We start from the raw sequence: 4627 nt of genomic DNA, 5'->3' as shown, positions 1-4627 counted from the left end.
ACGGCGACCGGCTGCTGGCCGATGGCGGGCGGGTGCTCGCGGTCACGGCGCTCGGCGCCACCGTGGGGGAGGCGAAGGAGCGCGCCTACGCGGCGGTGCAGCGGATCGACTGGCCGGACGGGTTCTATCGCAGCGACATCGGCGGCCGGGAGGTCGCCCGGGAGGCGGCCTCCGGCGGCGGCTGATGCCCGATTTCCTCGACCTCGCTTTCGCCGCCGCCCGTGAGGCCGCGGCTCTGGGCGAGGTGCCGGTCGGCGCGGTCGTGGTGCGGGACGGGACCGTGCTCGCCGTCGCGGGCAACCGGCCGCGGACGCTGTCCGACCCCACGGCCCATGCCGAGATCCTGGCGATCCGCGCCGCCTGCGCCGCGCTCCGGGACGAGCGGCTCACCGGCTGCGACCTCTACGTGACCCTGGAGCCCTGCCCGATGTGCGCGGGCGCGATCGCCTTCGCCCGCATCCGCCGGCTCTACTACGCCGCCTCCGATCCGAAGGGCGGCGGCGTCGAGCACGGCCCCCGCGTGTTCAACCAGCCGACCTGCCACCACGCGCCGGAGGTCTATTCGGGCTTTCGCGAGGACGAGGCGGCGGGACTCCTGAAAGCGTTCTTCTCGCAGCGGCGGGGGTGAGCCGGGAGGATCGTCCGACGTCACGCCCGCGCCGCTTCGAGGGGCGAACCCCGGCCGACCGCGGCGCGTTCGTCTTTCGTCCCCGCAACGCACCGGAGCCCCTCCCATGGTCCCGACCTACCAGCGCGCCCTGATCGTCGGGGCCGGCCCCGGCCTGAGCGCGTCCCTGGCGCGCCTGTTCGCGGCGGAGGGGCTGAAGGTCGGCCTCGCCGCGCGCAACACCGAAAAACTCAACGCCCTCGCCGCGGAGACGGGGGCGGTGGTCCATGCCTGCGACGCCACCGATCCGGGCGCGGTCGAGGCCCTGTTCCCCCGGCTCGAACCGGCGCTCGGCGGCGCGCCGGACGTGGTGGTCTACAACGCCAGCGGCCGGCTGCGCGGGGCCACCGTCGATCTCGATCCGGAGGCGGTGGCCCGCGCGCTCGCGGTCTCGGCCTATGGCGGCTTCCTCGTGGCCCAGGCCGCCGCCCGGCGGATGCTTCCGCATCGCCACGGCGCGATCCTGTTCACCGGCGCCTCGGCGAGCGTGAAGGGGTTTTCGGGGTCGGCCGCCTTCGCCATGGGCAAGTTCGCCCTGCGCGGCCTGGCGCAGAGCCTCGCCCGCGAGTGGCAGCCCCAGGGCATCCACGTCGCTCACATCGTGATCGACGGCGCGATCCGCGCCGAGGGCCGGCCCGATCCGGAGGGGCAGCCCGACGCGACCCTCGACCCGGACGCGATCGCGAAAAGCTACCTCGCCCTCCTGCGCCAGGACCGCAGCGCCTGGACCGACGAGATCGCCCTGCGGCCGTGGGTCGAGCGCTTCTGAGGCGTTACGCCGCCAGAAAGCTCCGCAACGCCTGCAAGGTCGGCTCCGGCGCCTCCTCGGCCATGAAGTGGCCCGAGGCGATCTGCACGCCTTGCGCGTTCGGCGCGAAGGTCCGCTGCCAGACGGTCAGCGCGGGCTCCGGCCTGTCCCGGTTGAGATAGGCCTCGCTCGCGAGCACCAGCACCGGCATCGCCAGGGTCCGGCCCGCGGCGAGGTCGTCGCGGTCGGCGGCGCGGTCCGGCCCGTCGGCGCCGCCCGCCCGGTAATCCTCGCACATCGCGTGGATGCGCTCGGGCACGTTCCAGGCCTGCCGGTAGAGCGTGAGCGCCCGCGGGTCGAAGACGGCGAGGTCGCCCGCGGCGGTCCAGCCGCGCAGCAGCCCCTCGAAATAGGCGTCCGGGTCGCGGCGGATCGCGTCCTCCGGCTCCGGGGCCGGGCGCGACAGGAACGGCCAGTGCGGGTTCGCGCCGGGCTTCGCCTCGATGCGGGTCCACTGCACCTCGGTCGGCACGATGTCGAGGATCGCCAGCCGCTCGATCCGGCCGGGTTCGTCCAGGGCGAGGCGGTAGCTGACGCGGGCGCCGCGGTCGTGGCCGGCCAGCGCGAAGCGGACATGGCCGAGCCGCTCCATCACCGCGACGATCTCCGCCCCGAGCCGCCGCTTGGCGTAGGCGTTCGCCCCGTGTTCGGAAGAGGGCGCCGCCGACCAGCCGTAGCCCTTCAGGTCGAGGACGATGACCCGGTGCGTCTCGGCGAGCCGCGGCGCCAGCCGGTGCCACATCGCGTGGCACTGCGGGAAGCCGTGCAGCAGAAGGAGCGGCGGTGCCGTCTCGGGGCCGCCGGCCCGGCCGAACCAGCGGCCCGCCGGCCCCTCGATCCAGAGCGGCTCGAAACCGGGAAACAGGTCGTCGCCCTCTGCCATCCGCCAGCCTCCGTCGCGTCCATGCCGCGGACAACGGTTCGTCGGGAGGAAAGCTCCGCAGGCCGGATCGACGGCGCGGCTCAGCAATCTGAGATTGAGTGAGATGACCTGACGGAAACATGCGGTCCGGACGCAATCGTCCGGCAGGCCTCGTCTTCGACGTCACCGGGTGGACCAGATCTTGGGCAGGATGATCAAGTCGTGAGCAGGAGGAAATATTTACATTTTCGATCAAAGATCCGGCCCACCTACGGTGATACCATGCCTTTGAATGACATCGAAGAGTTGGCGCGAATCGCCTTCGATTGGCTCTGGGCCACCGATGCCGAGGATCGATTCAGCTCCATCTCCTCCGGGGCCGAGCGCCTGCTGGGCCGCAGCCCGGAGAGCCTGATCGGGACCGCGCGGTCGGCCCTGATCTGCGAGGAGGAGGGGGCGGGCCTCGCCGCCTATAGCGAGACGATCGCCGCGCGCCGCCCGTTCCGCGAGCTGACCTACGTCTACCGCCATCCCGACGGCGCGCCGCGCTGGTTCGAGATCAGCGGTCGCCCGGTCTTCTCGCCCGAGGGCGAGTTCCTGGGCTACCGGGGCGTCGGCAGCGACGTCAGCGAGCAGCACCGGACCCGGATCGCCCTGGTCGAGGCCCATGCCCAGCTCAGCGAGCAGAACCGGCGCTTCGACGCCGCCCTGGAGAACATGAGCCAGGGCCTGTGCATGTTCGATGCGAGGCAGCGGCTCCTGGTGTGGAACCGGCGCTACCTGGAGATCTTCGGCCTCCCCGAGGACGCCGTCCATGTCGGCATGAGCCAGCGCGCCATCATCGAGGCGCTGGTGGCGATCGGGTGCTACAAGCGCGGCGTCACGGTCGACGCGATCAGCGAAGGCACCCGCACGTCGCTGACCGGAGACGGGCCGAAATCGGTGCTGCGCGAACTCGCCGACGGGCGGGTCATCGCCGTGACCCACCGGCCCATGGCCGAGGGCGGCGGCTGGGTGGCGACCTTCGAGGACATCACCGAGCGGCGGCGCAACGAGGCGCGCATCATCCACATGGCCCGCCACGACGGCCTCACCGACCTGCCCAACCGCACCCGCCTGCGCGAGATCGGCGCCGAGTGGATCGAGGCGCTGCGCACCGACGCCGAGTCGCCGCTCGCCGTGCTCTGCCTCGACCTCGACCGGTTCAAGCCGGTCAACGACAGCTTCGGCCACGCGGTCGGCGATCACCTGCTGCGGGCGGTGGCCGAGAGGCTGCGGGGCCATGTGCGCAGCCACGACGTGGTGGCGCGGCTCGGGGGCGACGAGTTCGCCGTGCTCTCCCGCGTCGAGGATGCGGCCGGGGCCGCGGCACTGGCCGAGCGCCTGATCGAGGTGGTCGCCGCGCCCTACGCCCTCGACGGGATCGTCGTCGAGATCGGGATGAGCGTCGGCATCGCCCTGGCCGCGTGCGATGTCCCGCAGGATATCGAGCGCCTCCTCAAGGAGGCCGACCTCGCCCTCTACGAGGCGAAGACCGAGGGGCGCGGCACCGTCCGCCTGTTCGAGCCGCAGATGGACGAGACCATGCGCGAGCGGCTCGGCCTCGAACGCGAACTGCGCGAGGCGCTCGCGCAGGACTGTTTCGAACTCCACTATCAGCCGCTCGTGGATCTGTCCGACAACCGCATCACCGGCATGGAGGCGCTGCTCCGCTGGCACCATCCCGAGCGCGGCCTCGTGAGCCCGGCGGTGTTCATCCCGCTGGCCGAGGAGACCGGGCTGATCGTGCCGATCGGCGAGTGGGTGCTGCACCAGGCCTGCCGGGACGCCGCCGCCTGGCCCGGCGAGATCAGCGTCGCGGTCAACGTCTCGCCGCTGCAGCTGCGCCACCGCGGCTTCGTCCAGAGCGTGCTCGGCGCGCTGGCGGGCAGCGGCCTCAAGGCGAGCCGCCTGGAGCTGGAGATCACCGAGAGCGTGCTGCTCGACGACACCGAGGCGAATCTCGAGACGCTCCACACCCTGCGCAAGCTCGGCGTGCGCATCTCCATGGACGATTTCGGCACCGGCTACTCCTCCATCAGCTACCTGCGCCGCTTCCCCTTCGACAAGATCAAGATCGACCGCTCCTTCGTGCGCGACTGCGCCGCCCAGTCGGAGGCCGGCGCGATCATCCGCGCCATCGTCAGCCTGGGGGCGAGCCTCGGCATCACGACGCTGGTCGAAGGCGTCGAGACCGAGCCGCAGCTCGCCACCGTCCGGGCGGAGGGGGCGCAGGAGGTGCAGGGCTACC

The 4627-nt window shown here is 72.2% G+C and carries 5 protein-coding genes; 4 read left to right on the top strand and 1 reads right to left on the bottom strand.

What is annotated here, in order from left to right; genetic code table 11:
- The 3 genes from MFF42_RS23105 to MFF42_RS23095 form a co-directional block, all read left to right on the top strand.
- On the top strand, positions 1–185 hold a 185-nt coding region (locus MFF42_RS23105; protein WP_283206919.1), incomplete at its 5' end, for a phosphoribosylglycinamide synthetase C domain-containing protein.
- On the top strand, positions 185–628 hold the full coding sequence (locus MFF42_RS23100; protein ID WP_238258063.1) for a nucleoside deaminase: 444 nt from the start codon (positions 185–187) through the stop codon (positions 626–628). The genes MFF42_RS23105 and MFF42_RS23100, both read left to right, overlap by 1 nt.
- Before the next feature lie 106 nt (positions 629–734).
- Positions 735–1436: an SDR family oxidoreductase gene (locus MFF42_RS23095; RefSeq protein WP_238258061.1), complete on the top strand. Its 702-nt coding sequence runs from the start codon at positions 735–737 to the stop codon at positions 1434–1436.
- A gap of 4 nt (positions 1437–1440) precedes the next feature.
- Here MFF42_RS23095 and MFF42_RS23090 read toward each other — a convergent pair whose 3' ends face one another.
- On the bottom strand, positions 1441–2358 hold the full coding sequence (locus tag MFF42_RS23090; RefSeq protein ID WP_238258059.1) for an alpha/beta fold hydrolase: 918 nt from the start codon (positions 2356–2358) through the stop codon (positions 1441–1443).
- Between the two features lie 261 nt (positions 2359–2619).
- On the opposite strand from MFF42_RS23090, the gene MFF42_RS23085 reads away from it, so the two are divergent.
- Positions 2620–4627: putative bifunctional diguanylate cyclase/phosphodiesterase (locus tag MFF42_RS23085; protein WP_238258057.1), on the top strand; the 2008-nt coding region annotated here is incomplete at its 3' end.

This window comes from Methylorubrum podarium (assembly GCF_022179745.1).
In the GTDB taxonomy this organism is placed as follows: domain Bacteria; phylum Pseudomonadota; class Alphaproteobacteria; order Rhizobiales; family Beijerinckiaceae; genus Methylobacterium; species Methylobacterium podarium.
This window is presented reverse-complemented; position numbering and strand designations above follow the sequence as displayed.

What these genes read in the sequence shown, in the direction of transcription:
- MFF42_RS23100 (WP_238258063.1), top strand. Translation starts at nt 185, where the DNA reads ATGCCCGATTTCCTCGACCTCGCTTTCGCCGCCGCCCGTGAGGCCGCG.
- MFF42_RS23095 (WP_238258061.1), top strand. Translation starts at nt 735, where the DNA reads ATGGTCCCGACCTACCAGCGCGCCCTGATCGTCGGGGCCGGCCCCGGC.
- MFF42_RS23090 (WP_238258059.1), bottom strand. Translation starts at nt 2,358, where the DNA reads ATGGCAGAGGGCGACGACCTGTTTCCCGGTTTCGAGCCGCTCTGGATC.